The sequence below is a fragment of the Pseudoalteromonas sp. NGC95 genome, assembly GCF_015864705.1.
Classification (GTDB): Bacteria; Pseudomonadota; Gammaproteobacteria; order Enterobacterales; family Alteromonadaceae; genus Pseudoalteromonas; species Pseudoalteromonas arctica.
Genome location: NZ_JADYWR010000008.1, coordinates 108,378 through 130,693, shown reverse-complemented (window position 1 = coordinate 130,693; position 22,316 = coordinate 108,378). Strand labels below are relative to the sequence as shown.

Below are 22,316 nucleotides of genomic sequence, written 5' to 3'. Positions count from 1 at the left end.
CATCACATATTGTCGAGATTTTAACATCATTTTAGATGACTATGCGAGTGTATTTATGAAAATTATACGACAGAAACACTTATTTAGTTTTGTTAAGTGATTTAAATAAAAATCAAGGTAGACCAAAGTGGTAGCCTAAGCAATTATCGTTCCTGATTTCATCGCAAATTAAACAAATCGCATAATACAAAAAAAGCCGCTATTGCGGCTTTTAATAACTAGGGCCTGTTGACCTTTCAGGATTAAAATTTGTTCAATCTAGGGGCTATTTAATCGCGGCGTGAGGTTTGTAACCTAGTGGGCTAAGTAAAAACCGAGCAACAAAGAGTAAATAGCCCCTAGGCAGAACCCTTTGGGCAGCGCCTGTTTGGCATTAATGCTACGTTATCGCCCATTTATGGGGAATAACCACACTACATAGGCTCTGCCTTGCCTAAATACCAAACAGACTGCTGCAAATTTAAACTCGAAAGATAAACAGGCCCTAAGTTCTGTTAGTCAATCATATTAGCAATTGGCTTAACTGAATCTATGTCTTGATCGTAGTCAACACCGTCTATACCAAAACCAAATAAGCGTAAAAACTCATTATGGTAACCAACATAGTCTGTTAGCTCATCAATGCTGCTTGTATCAACACTATCCCATACAGCTTGAACGCGTGCTTGCACATCATCTTCTAGCTCTTTATAGTTTTGGAATAAATGCCCACCGTCGTCAAAGCGAGGCGATTCACCATATAGGTTTTCACTAAATAATGCGTGAATTTGCTCAATGGTGCCTTCATACGTGCCATCTGCTTTCATAACTTTAAATAAAGCAGAAATATATAACGGCATAATAGGAATAGCAGAACTTGCTTGTGTCACTACTGCATTAAGTGATGAAACATACGCCTCACCATTTAAATCTTTTGTTGATTCTTTAATAGCAGCCGTTGCACGGTCTAAATCTTCTTTAGCTTTACCAATAGTAGCGTGTCCGTATATTGGCCATGTTAGCTCTTTACCAATATAAGTATACGCTGTAGTTTTAAAGTTATCGGCTAATACATCCGCTTCTTTTAATGCGTCAATCCACATTTCCCAATCTTCACCACCCATTACTTTAATAGTGTTGTCGATATCGTCTTGATTTGCAGCTTCAACAGTAATTTCATCAATTTCACGCTTTGATGTATTTAAATTTTTAGTGGTTACTGCATTACCTATTGGCTTAAGTGTAGATGAGAACACTTCGCCTGTATTTGGATCAGTACGACGAGGAGACGCTAGGCTGTAAATAATACAATCTACTTTACCCAAATCTGCTTTAATAGTGTCGATTGCTTTTTGCTTGATTTCGTTAGAAAACGCATCGCCATTAATATTTTTAGACCAAAGACCCGCTTCGTCTGCAGCTTCTTGAAAAGCAGCGGTATTGTACCAACCAGCAGAACCTGTTTTACGATCTGTACCTTCTTTTTCAAAGAAAATACCTAATGTTTTAGCACCACCACCAAACGCAGCAGTAATGCGCGATGCCAAGCCGTAGCCTGTTGATGCGCCAATAACTAATACATTTTTTGGTGCACTTTTTAATGCGCCTTGTTGTTTTACATAGTTAATTTGTTCTTGAACATGCTCCGCACAACCAGCTGGGTGTGCGTTTGTGCAGATAAATCCACGAATTTTAGGCTTAATGACCATTGATCATCCTATATCTTTTACAATAAAAATTAGCGCTAGTTTAAAGGCTAATACTAAAAACACTGATCTGATCAGTTAAACACTCATCAAATACTCTAAAACATTACTTAGCTAACTTTAGAGCCACCCATACAATTGGGTGAATCAGGCGCTTCGCCGCCCTGCTCTGCATACTCATCGGGTGTATATGTATGAATAGCGAGTGCATGAATATGATTTGCTAACTCATCTTTTAAAATTTCATTAATTTCGCGATGACGTTGTAATAAACGCTTACCCGCAAAATCTTCGCTAACCACTACTACTTTAAAGTGTGATTCAGTGCCCGCACTGTGCATATGGCTTTCGTTAATCACGTTTAAATGTTTACACGCAATGGCGTTGCTTATTTTTTCTTGGATCTGTTGCTGCATTGACATAAAAAGACCGTTTTAATTAGCTAATTTATACACTTACTATAACAATTTAACGCAGCGATTGGCTAACTAAATTGCTTTTGCTTAATGTGCTTTATAAATCGGTAAGTTAAACTTATTCGCGGATGCGCAAGCGTGGTTTGCTTAGGTATTGCATGTTGATAATCTCGTTGGCTATGTCCATTCATTATTAAACAGCTGCCACTTTGTAATTTTAAGTCGGTTACTTTATTACTCGCCTTGTGCTTTAACTTTAAAACCCGATCAGCTCCTAGAGAGACACACACAATTGTTGGTTTATCACCAAGCTCTATTTCATCATCACTGTGCCATCCCATCGTATCATTACCATCTCGGTAATAATTAACGAGCAATGAGTTTAGAGGCTGGTTTAAATGTGCTTCTAAACGCTTTCGCATATTGAGTAACAATTCATCCCATGGTTCTACTATTTGCTTACTACTTGAATAGCCGTATTCAATATTTAAATCACTCATGAAACATTGCAGTCGTGGAATAGGCCCCGTTTTGCCATAAACGGTTACATCGGGTTGCTGCCAACGTAAGTTTTTTTGCAAATAATAAAATAGATCGAGGCTTTTTTGTGCACTAAGTGCCCTACTTTGATAAGAAAAGCCATTTGGTAACTGTTGGGGGTTGGCGTTTTGCCGTTGCATGTTAGAATTTACCTACATTAGATTACTGATCAACGAACCATTATGACGACGCAAGCCCAGCTAGGCGATAAAACCTTTACTCTTGAACGCTTTCCATTGGATCAAAAAAACCGCAGCTTACAAGCGTGGGATTCGGCAGATGAGTACCTTATCAATTATGTTAACGAACATCACCCAGATTGTCGCTCATTGCTTATTTTAAACGATAGCTTTGGTGCACTTGCTTGTTATTTTAATAAGTTAACGGTTTGTTCAGTTAATGATTCTTATATTAGCCACCAAGCTGCGGCTTATAACTTACAAGAAAACAAGCTACCTACAGCAGAGTTTACGCAAGTAGATAGTTTATCGGCATTACCAGAGGATGTTGATTTAGTACTTATTAAAATCCCTCGTAATGTGGGTTTTTTACAGTTCCAATTAAGTGAACTTAGTGAAGTACTTGCACCTGGTACGCCAGTAATTGCCGCAGGTAAAACAAAAGAAATTCATAATTCAACAATAAAATCATTTGAGCAATTTATTGGTGAAACAACAACAAGCCTAGCAGTTAAAAAGTCTCGTCTTATATTAAGCACAGCTAAAGGCGGATATAAAGCAGCAGACTTCCCTATAACATGGGAGCTTGAAGGTACTGAGTTTAATATAACAAATCATGCAAATGTGTTTTCGCGTGATTCGTTGGATATTGGTGCGCGCTTCTTTTTTAACTACTTACCAGAAACACCAAAAGCTAAAAGCATTATTGATTTAGGCTGTGGTAACGGCGTTGTTGGATTAATGACGCTTGCTCGTTGCCCTAATGCATCAATTACCTTTGTTGATGAGTCTTACATGGCAGTAGAGTCAGCCCGGTTAAATGTAGAAATTAACCTAGGCGATAAGTTTGATAACTGTGAGTTCATCGAAAACGATTGTTTAACAGGCTTTGAAAGAGACAGTGTGGATATGGTGCTTTGTAATCCTCCATTTCACCAAGCTCAAGCTGTTACCGATCACATTGCTTGGCAAATGTTTAAACAAGCAAAAGATACTTTAAAAGAAGGCGGCGAGCTGCGTATTATTGGTAATCGTCATTTAGATTATCACGATAAATTAAACCGTATGTTCGGAAACTGTAAGTTGTTAGGCTCAAACAAAAAGTTTGTCGTTCTAAGTGCAACTAAAAATAGTGGAATGCTATAAATGAAATTAACAAACATTATAATTGGGTGTTGTGTATTACTAATACTTGGTGGCTGTGCGAATCAGCCTAGCCAAGTAATACTCAATCCTGTTTATAAAAGTGGTCAAATAAGTACTATAAATAGTAGCTTAAGCACCAGTGTAATTGATTTACGTGGCGACTCATCAACACTTAAACTTATTGAATCAGACAAAACTAAAACCTTTGCAAGCCAAGGTCTTACTGAATCTGTTAAAAGTGTTTTAGACAGCGCCCTTAGCCGCAATGGTGCCAGCATTTCTAACTTGGCAACTGTTCGCTTTGAAGTAGATATTCATGCACTGCAGGCTGTTGTGACCGAAAAACTTGTGAGCCATACCAGCGAAGCCCATATAGAGCTTGGCGTGCGCGTTATTCGCGCCTCAAGTAATTTTAGTAAAGTGTATAGAGGCAGTGCTAATTTAGAAGGTCCGTTTAGTCACGAGCGAGTAAAAATAGAAGGTCAGCTCAATAAGTTGACTGAGCAAATTATTACCCGCATTGTATCTGACCCTGAATTAATAGAATTTTTAGAAGGTTAACTATGAAACGACTTTTTTTAATCTGCTTAGGCCTATTTTTTAGTGTAAGTAGCTTGGCAGCCCAAGAAGGCCGCTTTGTGCAAAAAGACAATATTTTTCCACGCGTCGAAATCGTAACGACGATGGGCAGTATTGTTGTTGAACTGGACCGTTCAAAAGCACCCATTACGGTCAATAACTTTTTAACTTACGTGTCAGATAAGAGCTATCAAGGCAGTGTTTTTCATCGTATTGAGCGCGATGTGGAAAATGACCGCGACTTTGTTATTCAAGGTGGCGGCTACGATAAAGATTACGATGGCTTACACGAAAATGACCCTATTTTTAATGAAAGCGGTAACGGTATGAAAAACGATATGTATAGCATTGCTATGGCGTATCAGGACCGTGAACCGCACTCGGGAACACGCCAATTCTTTTTTAACATGGATAATAATGATCACTTAAATCCAGGGAAAGATTGGGGTTTTGCAGTATTTGGTAATGTAATGGATGGCTACGATACCCTTGATAAGATCATGGCTGTTGAAACAGGGTTTAATGAAAAGATTGGTTACGATTTTGTTCCTAAAAAACCGGTGATCATCTTAAATATTAAAATGCTTGAACAAGTTCCACTGTAATTTATTTAAGAGCAGCTTAGCTGCTCTGCATCAAAGCCAATGAAGGCCCTATGAGCAAATCTCTCTCTATTAGCGAATATTTTTCTTACTTTAAAGACAAACGCTTAATCCATATTTTTATATTTGGTATGAGTAGCGGTTTTCCGTGGGTATTAATTGGCTCTGTTATGTCGGCTTGGCTAAAGGATGAAGGGCTAAGCCGCAGCATGATTGGCCTATTCGGCATTGTATTTGGCGCTTACAGTATAAATTTTTTATGGTCGCCTTTAATCGATCGTACAAAACTCCCTATTTTATATAAATGGCTAGGCCAACGTCGTAGTTGGATACTATTTTGCCAGAGCTTTATTTTTATTGGCACCTTATTATTAGCTGGGCTTGATTTAAAAGCTAATTTAGCAATTGTTGCTGCAATTTGTTTGTTAATTGCCATTGCTTCTGCAACGCAAGACATTGCTATTGATGCATTCAGAATAGACACACTTAAAGCAAACGAATCTCACAAAGCAACAGCGGCAGCCGCTATGGCAACGTCTGGTTGGTGGACAGGTTATGCGCTTTTAGGTGCAATTCCATTTTATATGGCTGATATCCCCTCGCTCGACTGGCCACAAATTTATTACTTTTTAGCTGCTGTAATGCTGCTGCTAATGACTGGAGCATTGTTTGCAAAAGAACCTGAATCAAATAGAGAAGCGGTACATGCAGAGCTTGAACGTGTGTACCTTGAAAAACTCTCTTCAGCAAAACAAACCCCTCTTACAAAAACTGTTGCGTGGCTCGCGGTAACCGTTATTGATCCCTTTAGAGCTTTTTTTACTAAAAATGGCGTTAAAACGGCACTGGCATTACTTGCGTTTATTTTCTTATTTAAAATAGGCGAAGCGTTTTTAGGGCGAATGTCGATTGTTTTTTATAAAGAAATTGGTTTTAGCAATAGCGATATAGCTACATTTTCAAAGGTAGGTACTGCCGTACTTACAATCATATTTACCTTTGTTGGCAGTTTATTTAATCAAAAATATGGCATTGTTAAGGGTTTGTTTGTTAGTGGCATTGCGATGGCGGCCTCAAACTTAGCCTTTTCGTGGATTGCTTTAGTTGGCCCTGATTTAAGACTGTATGCCTTTGCTATTGTTATTGATGGGTTTACGCAAGCATGGTCGCTGGTCGCTATGGTGGCCTTTATATCGATGTTATGCGATAGAGCATTTAGTGCAACACACTATGCATTACTGGCGTCATTAGGGAATTTAGGACGAACGTTACTTTCGAGCTACAGTGGTGTAGTAATTGATGATTGGTTAATGGGAAATTGGTCGCTGTTCTTTGTTTTAACAGCCTTGATGGTTATACCTTCGCTGATATTTTTATACCTGATTAGGCATAAACTATATGAGCTTGAGAAAAATTATCATAAAAATATTTAATGCATCCCTGCATTAACATATTGCTTAGCACTATCAAGTGCCCCTTAAAGTGTACTAAGCAATGTTTGAGTTAATCTACTTTTAGCAAGCTAAGTGCTTCATGTGGATCAACTTCTAGAGCTGTACAATAACGAACAAACTCAATCACATCTAAACGGCGTTCTTGATTTTCAATCTTGCCGATAAACGAATGAGGCGTTCCCAGCACTTGTGCTAGGCTTCGCATTGTATGACCCTTTTCGTGGCGCTTACTTTTAAGCCACTTTGTTAGCTTTGCATTTTCTTCAGAAGAAACTGTTTTGCCCATCATTTTACATCTCCTACTAGATGATTTGACGTACCTATTAAAGCAGTAGTCTCTATCAATAGCTGTAGGCAAGTAAGCAGTCATACCATATTTTCAATAGCAAGCTATTGCTTAACAAAGCATGTGTTGCTACTCACTCCACCAATATAGCTAAAAAACTACGCTAATAATGTGGTAAAGATTTGTTTTTATTGAGAATGAAATTTTGCCCGTCTCATTCTTGGATACATTATATACTATTAACACTTTGGTTAAATAACTAATTACATACTCGGTACAAATATGAACACGAGTGAATATTTATAAACGCTGAATATTGACCTAAGTACTCAAAAAGTATTAATAAATTAATTTCTAGTTATAAAATATTTAAATGAATTTTTATAACAATGTTGTTCCAATTTATCGTCACATGTTTATGATTAAGCAATAATTAGCACCAAAAAGGCCGAATAATGTTCAGACTTCTTTTTTTATTACCGATTGTGTTGTGCTTGGGTTGGTACTTTTTTTTGCGCCACAACGGCGTACCAATTAAGCAAGGCAAAAAAGGCTTCATATACATTTTAGCGTTTTCTGCTTTTGTACTTGGCTTTTTTGTATTGATAATGCAAATAACCGAATATGCCCCAACCGATTTGTAGGCATTAAAAAAGCCGCAAAAGCGGCTTCATTCTATTTAGCGTTTGGCTGTTAAACGCTAAAGCTTGCACCACAACCACAGGTTGTTGTTGCATTAGGATTAGATACAAAAAAGCGTGCGCCTTCTAATCCTTCAGTGTAATCAACTTCACCGTCAACCAAATATTGAATGCTCATTGGATCGATAACGAGTGTTACACCATTTTTTACAATTTCTAAATCGCCAGGATTCGCTTTTTCATCAAAAGTAAAACCATATTGAAAACCAGAACAACCACCACCTGTTACATAAACACGCAGTTTTAAATCTGGATTTTCTTCTTCGTCGATTAACTGTTTAACGCGAACAGCAGCTGCATCGCTGAACTTAATTGGTAATTCTTCAGACATTTTAAAACCCTCAATATCGCAATGGCGTGATTATCTAATACCCGAGTGTTTTAATCAAGTATAGTAAAACAACTCTTTACTCTAAGTTATACCTATAAATTAGTAAAAAAGTGGTTAAACATTAGCTCACTAAAATAATACTTAAGCAAACTAAAAGCGACCCTTGTAAACTATAAATTCATTAAAAATTTTAGTTATAAAAAATAGGTCTTAATCTTTACTGAAAATTGCTAATATAAGTTACGAAAAATTCAAAATCACAAGGACTTAACTAAACTCTTTTGCTAAAATGCTGCTGAAAAATGCGGCGAGGAAATAATGCATGTGGCTTGAGCAACTCAGGCGTCGACTGGCAAAACCTAAAACATCTGTACAATTATGCTTATTAGGCGTAGTTGCCGGATTAATTGCTGCATTTTTTATTATTTTATTTCGCTTAACTATTTTGTTTTTTCAAAGCTTATTTTTGGAAACACCTGACGACTTTACTACCCTACCGACTCTTGAACGCGTTTTAATGCCATTAATAGCCGCATTTTTAATTGCGTGCTTTGCTGCATTTACTGGCTTTAAACATTACCGTTTAGGCATTCCTTTTGTTATTCATCGTATTAAACGCCATTACGGGCAAATGCCTTTATACAATACGGTTAATCAATTTGTTGGTGGCGCACTTGCACTCATTAGCGGTTTTTCGGTTGGCCGAGAAGGGCCTTCCGTACATATGGGCGCAACAGGTGCGAGTATTTTAGCGGATAAACTACATTTACCGCATAACGCCATGCGTACTTTAAGTGGTTGCGGCGTTGCAGCAGGTATAGCCGCTTCGTTTAATACCCCACTTGCAGCCGTTATTTTTGTAATGGAAGTGGTACTTCGAGAATATAAAGTACACATATTTGTGCCAATCATGCTTGCTGCTGTTACTGGTGCACTCGCTACGCAGTTTGTTTTTGGTGAAGGCTCTGAACTTGCACTCATTACAATAGCGCCATTAAGTGGTTGGCATTACCCTTATTTAATATTATGCGGTATGGCGCTGGGCGCTATAGCATTTAGCTTTAATCAAAACTTAATGCTAATTATTAAAACATTTAAACCTTTAAGTATGTTTCCTCGTTTACTAATCGCAGGTTGTATTGCCAGCTTGATAGCTTACGCGGTGCCTCATGCTATGGGTTCTGGTATGAGTGCGATTACTATCGCGGTTGAATCGCCTGATAACGTAAAGCTGCTTACTACCATTTTAATAGCTAAACTACTTGCCACATTGTTTGCTATTGGTTTGGGTATTCCTGGTGGTTTAATTGGTCCGGTAATTGGGCTTGGTGTATTAATTGGGACATTAATGGCCTTTTTTGCTCAATATATTAGCCCGGGTACTGATATTGCGGGTACGTATGGGGTTTTAGGTATGGCTGGATTATTAGCGGCTACACTGCATGCACCACTTGCTGCATTAACAACAGTAATGGAGCTTACATCATCACCTGAAATAATCGTTCCTGCGATGATAGTTATAACCACTGCATATGTAACTGCATTACAATTTTTTGGAAATCGCTCCATATTTTTGCAGCAATTAGATTTTCAGGGATTGCCGTACCATGTATCTCCCGCTACCGAAGCATTACAAAAAGTGGGAATAATGGATGATATGGATGAAGACTTTAAATTGCTTTACTCAGACGATAAAGAGCAAATAAAAAATACGCTTGATGCCATGGATAGCCAAACACCCTTGATTGTTTTTGACGAAGAAAATGGCTATCGCCTCGCTGAATACGATTTAACGCTAATGTCTGATGAAGCAATAAATATAAATTACATTAGCTTGCAGGGCATCAGCAGCCAAGCCACTCTAGCCGATGCATTCGATATACTAAAAGATAAAAGAAGTGGCGCGCTTTACGTTTATAACCTTTTAGATAATCAACAAATTATGGGGCTATTACGCTGGGATCAAATTCATCATATTTTAACCATTCGTAACAGCTTACTTTAAGCAATAAGGACTATTATGAGCGCATTATTGATTTATAAAACACTCCACATATTTTTTATGATTGCGTGGTTTGCCGGTATTTTTTACTTGCCTCGATTATTTGTATATCACGCAATGAGCGAAGAAAGATCATGTAACTCTATGCTTAAAGTTATGGAGCGCAGGTTACTTTATTTCGTAACCCCATTTGCTGTTTTAACGGCTGTATTTGGTGTGTTAACCATTGTTGAATATGGTCGTGATTGGTTTAAATACAGTATGTGGCTACATTACAAACTTGTACTGGTAATTATTTTATACCTATACCACGGCTACTGTTTTAAGTTATTAAGTGACTTTAAACATGACCGAAACACTAAAACAGACCGCTTTTACCGTATTTTTAATGAGCTCCCTGTTATTGCGCTGCTCATCATAGTGGCACTTGCGGTAATAAAACCTAATTTATAAGCGTTTCGGTGCATGTTAAACTGCGCTGCAATTTACAATACTTGCTATAACACGCGCGATTGCGTGCTCCATTTATGGATTATCGCGCCCATTTGATTGATTAGGAATTACCCCATGTTAAGTTTCCAAGGCGAACATATACTGTCTGTAAATCAGCTAGACAGAGACTGCATTGAACGTATTTTTGCAGTAGCTAAAAAAATGGAGCCTTATGCTAAAAAACAAAAGCAAACAACGGTGCTTAAAGGCGCTATTTTAGCTAATTTGTTTTTTGAACCAAGTACTCGCACGCGAGTTAGCTTTGGTACAGCCTTTAACTTACTAGGCGGTGGTGTACGTGAAACTACAGGTATGCAAAGCTCAGCGCTTGCAAAAGGTGAATCACTTTACGATACCGCGCGCGTTATTTCAGCTTACGCCGATGCTGTTGCTATGCGCCACCCCGATGCAGGCTCAGTAAGTGAATTTGCTGATGGCTGTACTGTGCCAGTTATTAATGGCGGCGACGGCCCAAATGAGCACCCGACTCAAGCATTACTTGATTTATTAACCATTGAGCGTGAATTACACCGTTTTGATCAAAATATTGATGGCATGCATATAGCGCTTGTGGGTGATTTAAAATATGGTCGCACAGTGCATTCTCTATCAAAGCTATTGTGCCATTATAAAAACGTAAAGTTTTCGATGGTCGCGCCTGATGGCCTACAAATGCCAACGAGCATTTTAGATGCCGTAGAAAATGCAGGACACAAAATTGAGCTAGTGAACAAGATGGAAGGTAATTTAGCCGCCGATATTGTTTACCAAACACGTATTCAAGAAGAGCGTTTTCCTTCACAAGAAGAAGCAAATAAATACCGTGGCGGTTTTAGAATTAGCCAATCTATTTACAGCGCTCATTGCAAACCTAACTCTGTATTAATGCATCCGTTACCACGTGATAGTCGCTTAGAAGCCAACGAGCTTGATAACGACTTAAACAGTAACGACAATTTAGCAATATTCCGCCAGGTACAAAATGGCGTATTAATTCGTATGGCACTGTTTGCTTTAACACTCGGCGTAGAAAATAAAGTCGATAAGTATGAAGTGGACGTACCTTGGTTTAGCCGCAAACGCGACAGCTAAGCCCTCTTTAAGTGACAATTTATAGGATTTTTCATGACAATTAGCCAAGACTTATTTGAACGCGCTCAAGCCTCTATTCCAGGTGGCGTAAACTCGCCAGTTCGTGCTTTTAACGGTGTAGGCGGTACGCCGCTATTTATTACAAAAGCAGAAGGCGCGTTTACATTTGATGCCGACGGTAATCGTTACATTGATTATGTTGGCTCTTGGGGGCCTATGATCATGGGCCATAACCACCCTGCAATTAAACAAGCCGTGCACGAAGCAGTAGAAAATGGCCTTAGCTATGGCGCGCCAACTGAAGCCGAAATACTAATGGCTGAAAAAGTAAAAGAGCTGGTTCCATCAATCGAAAAAGTACGCATGGTTAGCTCAGGCACTGAAGCAACAATGAGTGCAATTCGTTTAGCGCGTGGCTTTACCGGCCGCGATAAAATATTAAAATTTGAAGGTTGTTACCACGGCCATGCTGACTCGTTATTAGTTAAGGCAGGCTCTGGTGCACTAACAATGGGCGTACCTAATTCTCCTGGTATTCCTGAGGACTTTGCTAAGCATACACTTACTGTATCGTTTAATAACCTAGATGAAGTAAAAGCTATTTTTGCAAAATACGCTGACGAAATTGCCTGTATTATTGTAGAGCCAGTAGCCGGTAACATGAACTGCATTCCACCAGTACCTGGCTTTTTAGAAGGTTTGCGTGATGTGTGTGACGAATATAAATCAGTACTTATTTTTGATGAAGTAATGACGGGTTTTCGTGTTGCACTTGGCGGCGCTCAAGCGTATTACAACATTAAACCAGACCTTACGTGTTTAGGTAAAGTCATTGGCGGCGGCATGCCCGTTGGCGCGTTTGGTGGTAAAACCGAAATAATGGATTACATTGCGCCTGTGGGCCCTGTTTACCAAGCGGGTACTCTTTCTGGTAACCCTATTGCGATGGCTGCAGGTTTAAAATCACTTGAGCTATTATGTGAGCCAGGTCTACACGATAAGTTAGAAGCAACGTCTAAAGCAATTTGTGAAGGCTTTGAAGCTGGCGCTAAAAAAGCAGGCATTGCATTAACAACTAATTATGCTGGCGGCATGTATGGATTCTTTTTTACTGATGCTGAAAAAGTAACAACCTACAAACAAGCTACTGAATGCGACCTAGAGCGCTTCAAGCGTTTTTTCCACCTTATGCTTGAAGAAGGTGTGTACCTTGCTCCATCAGCATTTGAAGCTGGTTTTGTATGTGCTGCGCATACTGAGCAAGAAGTAAAAGAAACAATAGCGGCAGCAGAACGCTCGTTTGCTAAACTTTAAGTTAAAATTACTTTTTATATTTTATAAGCGCTTGTTTTTACAGTGTGTAATTAAGACTAAAGATTGAAAAAAGCCCGAAAGGGCTTTTTTTATTTGTAAAGTACTATAAATGAATGATAATTAAGCATAACAAGGTCTATTCACCTTTACCCTAATTACAAAAATACAAGAGAGCCTTATGTCAGGATTACGCCAATTTTCTTTTCCCGCTATCCAGCTAATGGCAAATTTAAAATACAAAACTAAAATCAGCTTAATGTTTGGAATTTTACTCGTTCCTCTCGCACTTAGCTTGTTTTTTTTAGTCTCATTATTAAGTGAAAGTATCGCTGTTTCAAAAATGCAGCAACAAGGTTTAAAAGGCTACAGGTCAATACTCTCAAATCAAATGCAGGGGGAAGCAAATCAAAATATAAAAATAGCTCGCTCACTCGGTTTTGATATAAAAGACGATCAAGCAAATGATGTACTTGAACTTGTTTCTATTCAGTCTAACTTAGCATTAGATAGCCAGTTAGCTAGTGCTTACGTAAACCGCTCTTTAGTCACGCCAATTCCTGCACTTATAATGCAAATAAACTCGACAGCGCAAAGCGCAAATACTGTTTTGGCAAGTAATCGTTTTACGCCAGATACGTTTATAGCACTTTCAAATTTTAGTAAGTCACTTCCTTTATACGAAAAACAACTCGATAAAATACTCAATGTAGCCACCAATGCAGACAAATCAGTAAATAAAGCGCTCATGCCCTCGTTAGATAATTTACACAGTGCTGTTGGCGCATTTAAAAAAGCGATAGATGAAAAACTACTTGAGCCAGACGATATTTTATTAACTCAATCAGAATTTACTAAACTAACAAACAATGTTCACAGCAGTATTAATCAACTTGTTAGTAAGAGTATTCCAACGCTTGAGAGCCTTATTGAAGCAAAACTGCAAACTCAACAGTGGACTCGAAATCTTGTTTTAGCCGCTTCATTGATTAGTTTGTTATTTGCATTTTATTTAATGATTGGTTTTTATTTTGCAGTTGTTGATACTATTAATCGCTTTGCTGATGCCGCTAACAGAGCCTCGAATGGCGACTTAAATGCCACTATCGATTCGAGTACTAATGATGAAATGGGAATTATTGCATCGCGCTACAATGCATTACTTAATGCATTTTCACATTTATTATTTGATGTTAAAGCAAGTACAGAAGAGCTATGCGGCGCAACTAAATCGCTATCACATGCGAGTAGCCAAACAAGCAATGATGTTTCAAAACAGCAAATTCGAGTAAATGCCATTTATAATGCACTCAGCGAAATGGCTCAAAACGCACTTGCTGTTGAAGAGTCAGCGCATCAAGCAACGCTTACTGCGCAAGATGCTGCTGCGCATGTAAAGCAAGGTTCTGACAATACAATGGAGCTTGCTAAATATATGCAAGATCTACAAATTGAATTTGCAGAGAGCCAACAAGCGCTCGATAAGCTAGCACAAGATAGCCAAGAAATTAGCAAAGTAAGTAAAGGTATTAGTGAGATAGCCGATCAGACAAACTTGCTTGCACTCAATGCCGCTATTGAAGCTGCACGAGCTGGCGAACATGGTCGAGGCTTTGCCGTTGTAGCTGATGAAGTAAGAACTCTTGCTCAGCGTACACAAACACAAACCCAAGAAATACATCAAATTATTAGCTCCTTACAACAAGCATCTGACGACACTCAGCAAAAAATGCGCTCAAGTGTTGAAAAAATGGAGCAATCAGTAAAAGCAGCCAATCAAACCAATGAAGTATTGCAAAGCGCAGAGCAAAGTATGGGCGACATTAAACATCAAGGTGAAGTTATTGCAGAGCGTGTTAAACAGCAGTCAAATGCGACAACACAGGCATTGAATGATTCGCAAGAGGTGAGCAATTTAGCAGATCAAACGCTAACATCAGCTCAATCAACGCTGCAAGATGCACAACAGCTAAGTCGCTTATCTAATGATTTAACCAAATCAATGCAGTTTTTTAAATCTTAAGCGTTAACTACAACTTACAACAAAGCCGCTAAATAAGCGGCTTTGTTGTTTAAAGTAATCTTAAATTAACGAATACATTGTGGTCTTGGCTCGAACTCACTCGCTCTAAGCGGTAGCTGAATCACCTTGCCACATCCTGGTGGTGCCTGCTTACCCGTTTGCTCATTTACAAATGCCCAGCGTATTGATGGAGGACGCGTATCAGCTATTGCTTGTGGATTAAGTGGCTTTAAGTAACGAATATATGCTTCTAATGCGCCCACGCTGCCTGTTAAACCCGTGCTTTTGTTGTCGTCTCGACCAAGCCACGCAACAGTCACAGTATTTTGATCAAAGCCTGCAAACCAACTATCACGTAAATCGTTACTAGTTCCTGTTTTACCTGCTAGTTGGATTGATGGGAAGTGTAAATTTAAGCGTTTAGCAGTGCCGTCTTTCGTTACGCGTTTCATCGCGTATTTAGTCATATACATTGCAGATTTATCAAAACGAGGCTCTGCATTTACTTTATGCTTATAAAGTACTTTACCAACCGAGTCAGTTAATGCCGAAATTGCAGTGAGCTTTTTATATTCGCCATCTGCAGCAATTGTCGTATAAAGCTGAGCAACTTCAAAACTCGACATTTCAACAGCCCCTAAAAGCAACGATGGGTATTCGTTTATCGCCCCTTTAGCGCCTAATCCTTTTAGTGTTTTCGCGACTTTATCAACACCTACATCGAGGCCTAAATTAACCGCTGGAATATTAATACTGTTACTAAATGCTTTATAAAGAGGGATTGCTCCACGGTATTTATGATCAAAATTTTCTGGTTGCCACACTTTTCCCTGCTCATTTGTAACCTGTACTGGCGAGTCATCAAGCAAAGTAGCTAAATTATAATGTGGTAATTGCAATGCGCTTAAATACACAGCCGGTTTTACCAGCGAGCCAATATTACGCTTTGTATCTAAAACACGGTTAAACCCTGAATAACGAACATCGCGCCCTGCAACAAGTGCAGATACACCGCCCTTTTCTACATTAACAGAGATCATGGCTGCTTCTAGTTTTTCGGTTCTAGGACGATTTTCCAGGTACGGTAAGCTCTTTTCAATAGACTCTTCCATTGCTGTTTGCTTTTGTAAGTCAAAATAAGTAAATACTCTTACGCCTGCATCAAGTGTTTGCTGATCTGGCAATAATTCATTTAGTTCTCTGTTTACTAACTCTAAATAGCCTGGATATGATTTTTGTAAACTCGCTTTCATTGGCGCAATATCAATTGGGCGATTAAGCGATGCACGGTACTCTTTTGTGCTAAGTAGCTTGTTTTCAACCATAAGGCGAAGCACTAAGTCTCGGCGCTCCATTGTGCGCTCTTTATAGCGACGTGGATTGTAATAAGATGGACCTTTAACCATTGCCACCAGCAAAGCAATTTGATCGTACTCAAGCTCATCTACCGGCTTTGAAAAGTAAAAGTCAGCAGCAAGCCCCATACCGTGCACACCTTGGTTGTATGACTGCCCTAGGTATACTTCATTTAAGTAAGCTTCTAATATCTGATCTTTTGAATAACGATAATCTAAAATAAGGGCAATAAAGGCCTCATTTATTTTTCGTACTAAAGAGCGCTCACGTGTTAGGTAAATATTTTTAGCTAACTGCTGAGTAAGCGTACTACCACCTTGAACGGTGCGCCCCGCTTTAATATTAGAATAAAGCGCGCGTAAAATAGAAAACACTGATACACCATGATGTTCGTAAAAATCACGGTCTTCAACCACCAATAGCGTATCTTTTAGCATTGCTGGAAACTTATCTAGTGGTACAAATTCTCTATCTTGTTTAGAGTCATTACCAATACGTGCTATTTGCACAGGCTCTAGACGAGCAGAATTTAAACGCCTGCCAAATTTATCTTTAATGGTCGCAACTTTTTGCCCTGCAAAGCGAAGTTCAATAATATGTGATTCTTCAAGGCCATCATAAAATTCAAAATCACGACGATAAATCTTGATGCTATCTGCTGTTTTAACAAACTGCCCTGTGCGGCTTAATCTATTAACCGATGAATAATTTAAACGCTCTAGCTCAAACACTACTTCCTGACTTGATAAAAATTGCCCCGGATAAAACTCCATAGAACGAGCATACACTTGCGCTGGAAGTTGCCATTTATTACCTTCAAATATACGCGTTGTTTTTGAATCTAAATAAATGAAATACATTGCCATTGCAATAAAAACAGCCAAGCTTAGTTTCCAAAACACTGACCATGTTTTTCTCATAAAAGAGCGTTTAACAGTGGTTTCCACTGTTTTTTTACTGCCCTTTGAGGTGCTTTTTTTTGTCTTGCTTGACGATTTACTTGCACGTTTAACTGCAGGTTTACTGGTAGGTGTTTTTTTATTGTCGGCCATTTAAGTGTAATTTATTCCAAGGGTTATTCACGAGTGTGAGCTTAGCATATTGGATATATCCTAACATCCGAAAAGTTAACCCCCCCTGAAACAAAAAAAGCCCTACCGAAGTAGGGCTTTGTGTAAACACACTATTATTTAAATAAACTATTAGCTATTTCGAACAGAAACAAACTCTGGGTAGGCTTCAATACCACAATCGTGTTGATCCATACCGTTTAGTTCTTCTTCTTCGGTTACTCGTATACCCATTGTTTTGTTAAGCACAGTCCAAACAATAAATGATGCTACAAATACAAAGGCAAGAATACATACTAGACCCGTTAACTGATTAACAAAGCTTGCGTCACCATTGGTTAGCGGTACTAACATAATACCTAATGCGCCACACGTACCATGAACAGAGATAGCACCCACTGGATCGTCAATCTTAACTTTATCAAGTGCTATGATACTAAATATAACAAGTGCACCACCAAGTAGACCAAGTAGACATGCCATTAATGGTGATGGAGATAGAGGGTCTGCTGTTATAACAACTAAGCCAGCTAATGCACCATTTAAGACCATTGTTAAATCTGATTTACCCCAAAGTACTTTACATACAAACAGTGCTGCAATAGCACCCATTGCAGCTGCTGCATTGGTGTTAAGTAATATTTGGCCTACTGCAGTTGCGTTTTCTTTATCCGAAAGTAGTAATTGAGAACCACCGTTAAAGCCAAACCAACCCATCCATAAAATAAATGTACCTAGTGTAGCAAGTGGTAAGTTTGAACCTGGAATTGGGTATATTTCACCGTTCTTACCATATTTACCTTTACGAGCACCTAGGATTAATACACCAGCTAGTGCAGCTGCTGCACCTGCGCCATGCACAATTGCAGAACCTGCAAAATCAACAAAGCCCATTTCAGATAAGAAACCACCACCCCATGTCCAGTAACCTTCAATAGGGTAAATAAAACCAGTTAGTACTACAGCAAAACCTAGGAAAGCCCACAGTTTCATACGCTCAGCAACAGCACCCGATACAATCGACATAGCGGTTGCAACAAATACTACTTGGAAGAAAAAGTCAGATTCTAAAGAATGGTCAGCATCGGCAGCTTGTGTACCAATTAAAGCGCCTATTGAAGGAATAAAACCACCTTCGGCATTGTCTACATACATAATGTTGTAGCCAACTAATAAAAACATCGTACATGCAATTGAATATAGCGCGACATTTTTAGTTAAAATTTCAGCTGTGTTTTTAGAGCGAACTAAGCCAGCCTCTAGCATGGCAAAACCTGCTGCCATCCACATTACTAATATACCTGATATTAAAAAATAAAAGGTATCGAGTGAAAACTTTAGTTCTATTATTGTATTTTCCATGAGACCCCCTTAAATTGCTTCTTCGTCAAGTTCGCCAGTACGGATACGAACAATTTGATCCAAGTCGTACACGAAAATTTTACCGTCACCAATTTTACCTGTTGATGCAATTTTAGTGATTGCTTCAACAACGCGTTGACAATTTTCAGTACGAGTTGCAATTTCAAGTTTGATCTTAGGAATAAAATCTACTTGGTATTCTGCACCACGATATAACTCAGTATGACCTCGTTGACGTCCAAAACCTTTAACATCAACTACTGTCATCCCCTCAATTCCTAAATCAGCGAGTGCTTCACGCACGTCGTCTAATTTAAATGGTTTTATGATTGCACTAATCATTTTCATAGCGGCCCCCTCGGACTCTTTATTGTTATCCTATTGGGTTAAACAATCCAACCTTTGTGCCACTATTTTATATCAATTAAAAACAGCCACTTAGTAAAAAACACAAACTCAAGATCAAAAAAAACGCACCAATTAGGTGCGTTAATTTAACAAGTCAGCTACATTGGTGCGTGCTATATCTCTATATATTTATCACGTATCTAGCTTTGTTTAAGAAGGGTTATACCACGCAGTTTCTGCCTTGGTTTTTAGCTTCGTATAATGCTTTGTCAGCAACACGCATTGCCTGTGTTAAGCTAGTGTCTTGAAAGTCAGCCAAGCCTATACTCGTGGTAATTTTAATTGATTTATCGCTAATAGAAAAATCGTAACTAGCCATCTTTTTCCTAAATGCTTCAAAGTATTCACGACCGCGTTCTAGCTCTATTTCAGGTAATATTATGGCAAACTCTTCCCCGCCAACCCGTGCAACCGTAAACTTTGAAAACGTAGATCGTATTAATGAACCAACCTGTTTTAAAGCCTGATCGCCGCCTTCATGGCCTAATGTATCGTTAATGTTTTTGAAAAAATCGATATCAAGCAATGCCAAAGTATTTTTCTGGTTTTTACTTTTAAGGAGCTTTTCTGCATATTGATAAAAGTAGCGTCGGTTATGAAGCCCTGTTAAGTGATCCCTATGTGCGCTTTCTTTAATATCTGAAATTAACGACAGTTGCTCCATTGTTTGAAGTACTCGACAATGAAACTCTTCATTCATAAATGGCTTTGTTAAAAAGTCATTGGCGCCATATTTAATAAATCGTGCTGATAGGCCATGCTTCCCCGCGCCCGACAAGCCAATAATTGCTAAGTCGTCTCGGCCTCTAAAATTACGTACCGCTTTGACAAGTTCAAAGCCATCCATAGAGGGCATAGCGTAGTCGGTCATAAGTAGCTTTATATCAGGATTAGCTTTTAATATTTCGAGTGCTTGTTGTCCATCGTGGGCATCTGTTACATCAAACAATTGCTTTTCTAGCATTTGCTTCATTAACGAGCGACTTAGTAATGAGTCATCTGCTATTAGTGCTTTACAGCCTTGATTTCTGAGTAATTGCGCAACGAGCTTAACGGCATAATGGTAAGAATCGCGATTATCTTTAATAACATAATCAACTACGCCCAATTCAAGCATTTGTTGGCGCTTGTACTCATCTATTTTTGAGGTTAAAACAACCGTAGGAATTTTTTTAGATAAAGTATATTTTGCAACTTCACCGTGCGGAGCATCTGGCAAAGTTAAATCAACTAACGCAAGCGTATAGTCGTATTTTTCTACGAACGTAGCGCATTCTGCTAAAGACCAAGCAAAATCAATTGCTACATCAAGGTATTGTGCAGTTAAGTGGCGAAGCACCTGCTGCACTACTTTACTGTCTTCAACCACTAATACTCTTTGCATAAAGCTTCTCTTTACCTTTAATTAATTTTGTAACAAAACGACAAATACAACGCTATTACTGCAATAGCATTAGTCATAAACATCCGGTGTAGAGTGCACTTATGTGCTTGAAAGCGTAATCCATTAGATTTTTTTGGTGATAGCTTGTATATAAAATCAATACAAGTAGGCCCGCAATATACCTGAATTCTGTGATTAACTAAATAAAGAAACCAAATCCCAAATAACTATAAAAGTGGTTAGCACGCGTCTCTAAGCGCATTAATACCTTACTTAACTAGTATTATCGGCCACTAGTCTCAATACTTTTGTTATTTAACTCATTAATGTCTTTAATGGTGTATCAACAATAATAAGGACACCTAATGAAGCTTAGTCGTATTATCAGTTTACCGATAACCGTTATTGCATTAATAATCAGTACAAGCACGCTTGCCGATAACCAACGTCGTATTGATGTAGACAGCAAAGTTGTTACTCAACATAAAGCTAAAATCAACGGTCAACGCTTTAATTACACCGTTGCCACAGGCACACAACCTGTATGGGATGATAAAGGCGACGCGGTTGCGACATTGCAATACACCTACTATACACGCGACAAAGTTGACGACAGGACAACTCGTCCATTACTTATTTCGTTTAATGGCGGGCCAGGTTCGGCTTCTGTATGGATGCACCTTGCTTATACTGGCCCTCGCGTATTAAAAATTGATGACGAAGGCTATCCAATTCAACCTTATGGCGTAAAAGACAACCCATATTCTGTACTTGATATTGCCGACATTGTTTACGTAAACCCTGTAAATACAGGCTACTCTCGCGTACTTGAAAACGAAAAAGGCGAACTTCCTTCTAAAGCAAAACAAAAAGAGCTATTTTTTGGTGTTAATGCCGATATTAAATACCTTGCTGAGTGGTTAAATACTTTTGTAAATAGAGCACAGCGCTGGCGATCGCCTAAATTTTTAATTGGTGAAAGCTACGGTACAACACGTGTATCGGGTCTTGCTCATGAGCTTCAAAATAGTCAATGGATGTACATAAACGGTGTTGTTCTCGTATCACCTACTGATATTGGTATTAAGCGCGACGGCCCGATTAAAGCCGCTAACCGCCTACCTTACTTTGCAGCGACTGCTTGGTATCACAAAGCACTTAAAGCCGATTTACAAGCTAAAGATCTAGATGAGTTATTACCTGAAGTTGAAGAGTTTACTGTAAACGAGTTAATCCCAGCGCTTGCTAAGGGTGGCTTTATTAATGCTGAAGAAAAACGTCGAATTATTACAAAAATGGCACACTACGCTGGCTTATCAGAAAAGTTTGTTGAACAAAATAACTTGGATATTCCAACTCAATTTTTCTGGAAAGAGCTACTACGTGAACGTGGTCAAACTGTGGGTCGCTTAGATTCTCGTTATTTAGGAATAGATAAACGCGACGCAGGTGAATCCCCAGACTACTGGGCTGAACTTACCTCTTGGTTACACTCTTTCACTCCTGCAATTAATCACTACTTACGTGAAGAGCTAAACTATAAAACAGATGTAAAATATAATTTATTTGGTAATGTTCACCCATGGGATAGAACCGGTAATAATACGGGCGAAAATCTACGTTTGGCAATGGCGCAAAACCCTTACTTAAACGTGATGATTCAATCAGGATACTTTGATGGTGCAACCAATTACTTTGACGCTAAATATACGTTATGGCAATTAGACCCAAGCGGTAAAATGAAAGACCGTTTGAGCTTTAAAGGCTACAGAAGTGGGCATATGATGTACCTTCGCCACGCTGACTTAGAAAGCTCTAATAACGATTTACGTGACTTTATACAGGACGCTTTACCTAAGAAAGGAGAAGCGGCTAAATACTAAAATATTTAAAACAT

Annotated in this window: 20 protein-coding genes; 11 read left to right on the top strand and 9 right to left on the bottom strand. The window is 38.7% G+C overall.

Going from position 1 to position 22,316, the window contains the following annotated elements; translation table 11 throughout:
- Nucleotides 1-494: 494 nt before the first annotated feature.
- The 3 genes from fabV to I6E70_RS09515 form a co-directional block, all read right to left on the bottom strand.
- Nucleotides 495-1,688 carry an enoyl-ACP reductase FabV gene (gene fabV, locus I6E70_RS09525; protein ID WP_165726552.1) on the bottom strand — a complete coding sequence of 398 codons (1,194 nt, stop codon included), beginning with the start codon at nt 1,686-1,688 and terminating at the stop codon, nt 495-497.
- A gap of 107 nt (nt 1,689-1,795) precedes the next feature.
- On the bottom strand, nt 1,796-2,107 hold the full coding sequence (locus tag I6E70_RS09520) for a BolA family protein (RefSeq protein WP_165721276.1): 312 nt from the start codon (nt 2,105-2,107) through the stop codon (nt 1,796-1,798).
- A gap of 62 nt (nt 2,108-2,169) precedes the next feature.
- Nucleotides 2,170-2,781 carry an alpha-ketoglutarate-dependent dioxygenase AlkB family protein gene (locus tag I6E70_RS09515; RefSeq protein ID WP_024589283.1) on the bottom strand — a complete coding sequence of 204 codons (612 nt, stop codon included), beginning with the start codon at nt 2,779-2,781 and terminating at the stop codon, nt 2,170-2,172.
- Nucleotides 2,782-2,823: 42 nt separating this feature from the next.
- Here I6E70_RS09515 and I6E70_RS09510 point away from each other — a divergent pair, with 42 nt between their 5' ends.
- From I6E70_RS09510 to I6E70_RS09495, 4 genes are read left to right on the top strand one after another with little or no spacing between them, the layout of a single operon-like run.
- Nucleotides 2,824-3,966 (top strand): methyltransferase, encoded by a 1,143-nt coding sequence (locus I6E70_RS09510; RefSeq protein ID WP_010555194.1) that lies wholly within the window; start codon nt 2,824-2,826, stop codon nt 3,964-3,966.
- Nucleotides 3,967-4,527 (top strand): YajG family lipoprotein, encoded by a 561-nt coding sequence (locus I6E70_RS09505; protein WP_024608761.1) that lies wholly within the window; start codon nt 3,967-3,969, stop codon nt 4,525-4,527. It begins immediately after the preceding gene.
- 2 nt (nt 4,528-4,529) lie between these two features.
- The gene (locus I6E70_RS09500; protein WP_007584880.1) at nt 4,530-5,150 is read left to right on the top strand and encodes a peptidylprolyl isomerase; all 621 of its coding nucleotides are present in this window, start codon (nt 4,530-4,532) and stop codon (nt 5,148-5,150) included.
- Nucleotides 5,151-5,200: 50 nt separating this feature from the next.
- A complete protein-coding gene (locus tag I6E70_RS09495; protein WP_197188589.1) occupies nt 5,201-6,580 on the top strand; it encodes an AmpG family muropeptide MFS transporter in 1,380 nt (459 codons plus the stop codon).
- A gap of 70 nt (nt 6,581-6,650) precedes the next feature.
- On the opposite strand, the gene I6E70_RS09490 is transcribed toward I6E70_RS09495, so the two are convergent.
- Nucleotides 6,651-6,890: a helix-turn-helix domain-containing protein gene (locus I6E70_RS09490; protein WP_007584874.1), complete on the bottom strand. Its 240-nt coding sequence runs from the start codon at nt 6,888-6,890 to the stop codon at nt 6,651-6,653.
- A gap of 452 nt (nt 6,891-7,342) precedes the next feature.
- Here I6E70_RS09490 and I6E70_RS09485 point away from each other — a divergent pair, with 452 nt between their 5' ends.
- Nucleotides 7,343-7,531 carry a hypothetical protein gene (locus I6E70_RS09485; protein WP_010555198.1) on the top strand — a complete coding sequence of 63 codons (189 nt, stop codon included), beginning with the start codon at nt 7,343-7,345 and terminating at the stop codon, nt 7,529-7,531.
- Nucleotides 7,532-7,580: 49 nt separating this feature from the next.
- On the opposite strand, the gene erpA is transcribed toward I6E70_RS09485, so the two are convergent.
- Nucleotides 7,581-7,919: an iron-sulfur cluster insertion protein ErpA gene (erpA, locus tag I6E70_RS09480; RefSeq protein WP_002958911.1), complete on the bottom strand. Its 339-nt coding sequence runs from the start codon at nt 7,917-7,919 to the stop codon at nt 7,581-7,583.
- Nucleotides 7,920-8,241: 322 nt separating this feature from the next.
- Here erpA and I6E70_RS09475 point away from each other — a divergent pair, with 322 nt between their 5' ends.
- From I6E70_RS09475 to I6E70_RS09455, 5 genes are all read left to right on the top strand, one after another.
- A complete protein-coding gene (locus tag I6E70_RS09475) occupies nt 8,242-9,924 on the top strand; it encodes a chloride channel protein (protein WP_007584866.1) in 1,683 nt (560 codons plus the stop codon).
- A 15-nt stretch (nt 9,925-9,939) separates the two neighbouring features.
- Complete coding sequence (locus I6E70_RS09470; protein WP_007584864.1) at nt 9,940-10,374, top strand: CopD family protein; 435 nt, start codon at nt 9,940-9,942, stop codon at nt 10,372-10,374.
- A 114-nt stretch (nt 10,375-10,488) separates the two neighbouring features.
- Complete coding sequence (locus I6E70_RS09465) at nt 10,489-11,505, top strand: aspartate carbamoyltransferase (protein ID WP_007584862.1); 1,017 nt, start codon at nt 10,489-10,491, stop codon at nt 11,503-11,505.
- A gap of 33 nt (nt 11,506-11,538) precedes the next feature.
- On the top strand, nt 11,539-12,819 hold the full coding sequence (gene hemL, locus I6E70_RS09460; protein ID WP_024589288.1) for a glutamate-1-semialdehyde 2,1-aminomutase: 1,281 nt from the start codon (nt 11,539-11,541) through the stop codon (nt 12,817-12,819).
- A 178-nt stretch (nt 12,820-12,997) separates the two neighbouring features.
- A complete protein-coding gene (locus I6E70_RS09455; RefSeq protein WP_197188588.1) occupies nt 12,998-14,839 on the top strand; it encodes a methyl-accepting chemotaxis protein in 1,842 nt (613 codons plus the stop codon).
- Between the two features lie 65 nt (nt 14,840-14,904).
- Here the strand turns inward: I6E70_RS09455 and mrcB are convergent, their stop codons facing one another.
- The 4 genes from mrcB to I6E70_RS09435 form a co-directional block, all read right to left on the bottom strand.
- Complete coding sequence (gene mrcB / locus I6E70_RS09450) at nt 14,905-17,247, bottom strand: penicillin-binding protein 1B (protein ID WP_010555510.1); 2,343 nt, start codon at nt 17,245-17,247, stop codon at nt 14,905-14,907.
- A 150-nt stretch (nt 17,248-17,397) separates the two neighbouring features.
- Nucleotides 17,398-18,627: an ammonium transporter gene (locus I6E70_RS09445; RefSeq protein WP_010555509.1), complete on the bottom strand. Its 1,230-nt coding sequence runs from the start codon at nt 18,625-18,627 to the stop codon at nt 17,398-17,400.
- Nucleotides 18,628-18,636: 9 nt separating this feature from the next.
- Nucleotides 18,637-18,975, bottom strand: a complete 339-nt coding sequence (locus I6E70_RS09440; protein ID WP_004587162.1) for a P-II family nitrogen regulator — start codon at nt 18,973-18,975, stop codon at nt 18,637-18,639.
- Nucleotides 18,976-19,195: 220 nt separating this feature from the next.
- Nucleotides 19,196-20,419, bottom strand: a complete 1,224-nt coding sequence (locus tag I6E70_RS09435) for a diguanylate cyclase domain-containing protein (RefSeq protein WP_007584842.1) — start codon at nt 20,417-20,419, stop codon at nt 19,196-19,198.
- A 365-nt stretch (nt 20,420-20,784) separates the two neighbouring features.
- Here I6E70_RS09435 and I6E70_RS09430 point away from each other — a divergent pair, with 365 nt between their 5' ends.
- Nucleotides 20,785-22,302: a S10 family peptidase gene (locus I6E70_RS09430; RefSeq protein ID WP_197188587.1), complete on the top strand. Its 1,518-nt coding sequence runs from the start codon at nt 20,785-20,787 to the stop codon at nt 22,300-22,302.
- Nucleotides 22,303-22,316: the final 14 nt, after the last annotated feature.

Bases quoted from the DNA above. Each gene is read 5' to 3' on its own strand.
- fabV (WP_165726552.1), bottom strand. From the start codon at position 1,688: ATGGTCATTAAGCCTAAAATTCGTGGATTTATCTGCACAAACGCACAC.
- I6E70_RS09520 (WP_165721276.1), bottom strand. From the start codon at position 2,107: ATGTCAATGCAGCAACAGATCCAAGAAAAAATAAGCAACGCCATTGCG.
- I6E70_RS09515 (WP_024589283.1), bottom strand. From the start codon at position 2,781: ATGCAACGGCAAAACGCCAACCCCCAACAGTTACCAAATGGCTTTTCT.
- I6E70_RS09510 (WP_010555194.1), top strand. From the start codon at position 2,824: ATGACGACGCAAGCCCAGCTAGGCGATAAAACCTTTACTCTTGAACGC.
- I6E70_RS09505 (WP_024608761.1), top strand. From the start codon at position 3,967: ATGAAATTAACAAACATTATAATTGGGTGTTGTGTATTACTAATACTT.
- I6E70_RS09500 (WP_007584880.1), top strand. From the start codon at position 4,530: ATGAAACGACTTTTTTTAATCTGCTTAGGCCTATTTTTTAGTGTAAGT.
- I6E70_RS09495 (WP_197188589.1), top strand. From the start codon at position 5,201: ATGAGCAAATCTCTCTCTATTAGCGAATATTTTTCTTACTTTAAAGAC.
- I6E70_RS09490 (WP_007584874.1), bottom strand. From the start codon at position 6,890: ATGATGGGCAAAACAGTTTCTTCTGAAGAAAATGCAAAGCTAACAAAG.
- I6E70_RS09485 (WP_010555198.1), top strand. From the start codon at position 7,343: ATGTTCAGACTTCTTTTTTTATTACCGATTGTGTTGTGCTTGGGTTGG.
- erpA (WP_002958911.1), bottom strand. From the start codon at position 7,919: ATGTCTGAAGAATTACCAATTAAGTTCAGCGATGCAGCTGCTGTTCGC.
- I6E70_RS09475 (WP_007584866.1), top strand. From the start codon at position 8,242: ATGTGGCTTGAGCAACTCAGGCGTCGACTGGCAAAACCTAAAACATCT.
- I6E70_RS09470 (WP_007584864.1), top strand. From the start codon at position 9,940: ATGAGCGCATTATTGATTTATAAAACACTCCACATATTTTTTATGATT.
- I6E70_RS09465 (WP_007584862.1), top strand. From the start codon at position 10,489: ATGTTAAGTTTCCAAGGCGAACATATACTGTCTGTAAATCAGCTAGAC.
- hemL (WP_024589288.1), top strand. From the start codon at position 11,539: ATGACAATTAGCCAAGACTTATTTGAACGCGCTCAAGCCTCTATTCCA.
- I6E70_RS09455 (WP_197188588.1), top strand. From the start codon at position 12,998: ATGTCAGGATTACGCCAATTTTCTTTTCCCGCTATCCAGCTAATGGCA.
- mrcB (WP_010555510.1), bottom strand. From the start codon at position 17,247: ATGGCCGACAATAAAAAAACACCTACCAGTAAACCTGCAGTTAAACGT.
- I6E70_RS09445 (WP_010555509.1), bottom strand. From the start codon at position 18,627: ATGGAAAATACAATAATAGAACTAAAGTTTTCACTCGATACCTTTTAT.
- I6E70_RS09440 (WP_004587162.1), bottom strand. From the start codon at position 18,975: ATGAAAATGATTAGTGCAATCATAAAACCATTTAAATTAGACGACGTG.
- I6E70_RS09435 (WP_007584842.1), bottom strand. From the start codon at position 20,419: ATGCAAAGAGTATTAGTGGTTGAAGACAGTAAAGTAGTGCAGCAGGTG.
- I6E70_RS09430 (WP_197188587.1), top strand. From the start codon at position 20,785: ATGAAGCTTAGTCGTATTATCAGTTTACCGATAACCGTTATTGCATTA.